Source organism: Vibrio sp. V23_P3S9T160 (assembly GCF_963886625.1).
GTDB classification, from domain to species: domain Bacteria; phylum Pseudomonadota; class Gammaproteobacteria; order Enterobacterales; family Vibrionaceae; genus Vibrio; species Vibrio anguillarum.
Map to the genome: position 1 here is coordinate 1 of NZ_CAWPDB010000094.1, position 2,487 is coordinate 2,487.

The following is a 2,487-nucleotide window of genomic DNA, read 5'->3' on the forward strand; positions in this document are numbered from 1 at the left end:
AGCAAGAACTGCGATAAATGAGCCGCCAAAACAAAGTCCACCGTTCAACAACCAACAAGCTTTTGAAGGAAACAAACCCTACAAGCAAGACTTTCAGCAAGTGCAAAATGCTCGATTAACTTGCCCTTTCCACACTTTGCGCACGCTGAATTGGCAACAAACCAGCACAAACTCATTGAGGCAAACAAAGAACCTTGCCTGTTTTACGGTTTAAGTTAACCACGAATTTGAGGGTAAAAAAGCTCATTTGCCGACAACACAAAACGAATGGCCGGAGAAACCTAAAAAGATTGAACTCCTAAATTTACCTGAGTTGCATAACGCCCGGTTAAGGGGTTGACAACGCACCACTTAACTCAAAAAACACGCCGTAAACGCTGAATTTCAATTTTGAACTAAAGTCGACGAGCGTTGGCAATCCCTCTTTAACCGTTTGTTATGCTTATTTTTTGAGCTTCACAACTTCACCACTTCACCACTCAATGCAACTCCAGCCATTACGGCTCCAGCACCACATTGAAAAGTATCGTTGCTTGAAGTGAGGTTGTTTTTGTAATTTGATTTGATATTAACTACTGCATTTCCACCCTCTTTTATCGCTCTGTCTTTAAGAGCAATCATGGCAGAAAGAAAAACCCAGTTGCACGCTTCTTCATCTGTTTTATTGAAAGCGTTCGTTTTTTTACTGGTTTTAAATTCACCTAATTCTTTGAGAACTTTGCCGTAACTCTGCTCGCCAAAGTAAAATGAAACTTCAGAGCCTAATTTAGATTTAGCCACTTCGGAGCTCATTGCCTTTGTAATCGAATAATTACCCACATCATCTCTAGCAAAAGTGTTAGATGAGAAGAAAGCCAGTGATGAAAGAGCTAGAATTGTTAATTTTTTCATTGTGATAAATTCCAAAATAGTTTGATTGTGACTAGAGCATAACGCCGCATTAAGGTGTGAGCAACGCTGCCACCTGACCTAAACCATTGCGCCGTAAACACGAAACCCAACCTTGAGCTAAAAATGCCAAGCGTTGGGAATCACTCTTAAATGCTTTGTTATATGCGTTCTCTAATTGCATACCTGATTACTTTGCAATGTAATCACACAACTATTACTTTTAAGTTCATGCCAATAAACTTTATCAAGTACAGCGTTACACCCTGCATCTTCGATTAAGGCAACATCTTCTTCACACAATAGAAGTACGGCATTGTCGCCTTGCATTTCAGCTTTAATTGTATATTTAACAAAAGGTGCAACCTTATCTGGTTGCTCTGTTGAAACAATTTCTAAGGCCTGTGCACCGCTATCAATCATGACATCACCAAATTTAATGGATCCATCGACAGTTTGAGCAAGATCTTTAAATTGAGAAGCTAAGTCATACATTTTTTCATCGTTATATGGTTTAGATACAGCGCATCCAGCAGTTAACATTGATAATATTAATAAGTTTAGATATTTCATGAGTTACTCCAAGCAGTCAACATTTCCTTTTCACAACGACCAGTGTCTAAGTTCCAATTTAAAAACATATCAACACTACCATCATCAAAAACAGCGTTAGACAAGTAACACAAGTATTGCTTCACATTTTCAACTGCTCGTTCGAAAATTGAATCATAATCTTCTATCCCACAAGGTGTTTTCAAAGCTTTAATATAAGATTCATCTATCTCTTCCAAACTTGGATAAACCAACCCTTGTTTCGCAGCAACATGTCTAGCTAAAGGAAAAAGTCGATAACCCTCTTCAATATTATTAACTATAAACTGAAAGCCTTTATACCAACCGTTAATATCAGGATGTGTAGAGTCAGCTTTTTCAGGAAAAACATCCTTTAAGCAAGTTTCCCATAGCTTAGTAATTATTCTATCTAAATTCGATGGGTTTGTAGGATCGTTACAAGATCCAATATTATTGTTCACCCTTTCAGCATAACCGATTTCACCTAAGTTTAACTTTGGCCATATATACGCATCTTGATTCATCTCACAAATTCGATGTTCTTGAGAATTTTCATGGTATGGCCCAACTCTCATCTCAACAACAGGGTGAATTGTAATATCAGAAATGACATGGGCAACAAAACCACAAAGCCAAGCAAATGCTTTCTCTTGATCCTCGCCTGATAAATTTTTTACAAGTAATATTGCTTTTCTTATTAAGACGCCTACTTTCTCATAATGCATCTTATCGGCCCATTCATTTTGGTCTGGACTTCCTAATTTTAAATAAGGAAAGTCAGGACTGACACAGCCTAGCTCAACGAATTTTTGATTTCGGCTGAGAGCTAACTTTGCTTTTTTAGGCATATTTAATGATTTGAGATTTGAATTACTTATTGCGAAATTAACAGCTGTTATATGTGCAAATGCGCCTGGCATAGCTAATCCTCCATGATAAATGATCAATGATATTACTATTAAATTTAAAGACTTAATGTGATGTAGATAAGGTTGGCCAGTAATAGCATATAACGCCCTGTTAAGG

The 2,487-nt window shown here is 37.3% G+C and carries 4 protein-coding genes; 1 reads left to right on the top strand and 3 read right to left on the bottom strand.

The genetic code is table 11. From position 1 onward, the window contains the following. On the top strand, positions 1-214 hold a 214-nt coding region (locus AACU59_RS04875), incomplete at its 5' end, for a hypothetical protein (RefSeq protein ID WP_237666578.1). Between the two features lie 242 nt (positions 215-456). Here the strand turns inward: AACU59_RS04875 and AACU59_RS04880 are convergent. The 3 genes from AACU59_RS04880 to AACU59_RS04890 all read right to left on the bottom strand — a co-directional run. Beyond that, positions 457-891, bottom strand: a complete 435-nt coding sequence (locus AACU59_RS04880; protein WP_161437600.1) for an excinuclease — start codon at positions 889-891, stop codon at positions 457-459. 171 nt (positions 892-1,062) lie between these two features. Then, positions 1,063-1,461, bottom strand: coding sequence for a hypothetical protein (locus tag AACU59_RS04885; RefSeq protein WP_013868605.1), 399 nt, complete (start codon positions 1,459-1,461; stop codon positions 1,063-1,065). Beyond that, the coding region (locus tag AACU59_RS04890) for a zinc dependent phospholipase C family protein (RefSeq protein ID WP_337247330.1) at positions 1,458-2,487 on the bottom strand (1,030 nt) is incomplete at its 5' end. The genes AACU59_RS04885 and AACU59_RS04890, both read right to left, overlap by 4 nt.

Coding starts and splice junctions, on each gene's coding strand:
- AACU59_RS04885 (WP_013868605.1), bottom strand. CDS start 1,461: ATGAAATATCTAAACTTATTAATATTATCAATGTTAACTGCTGGATGC.
- AACU59_RS04880 (WP_161437600.1), bottom strand. CDS start 891: ATGAAAAAATTAACAATTCTAGCTCTTTCATCACTGGCTTTCTTCTCA.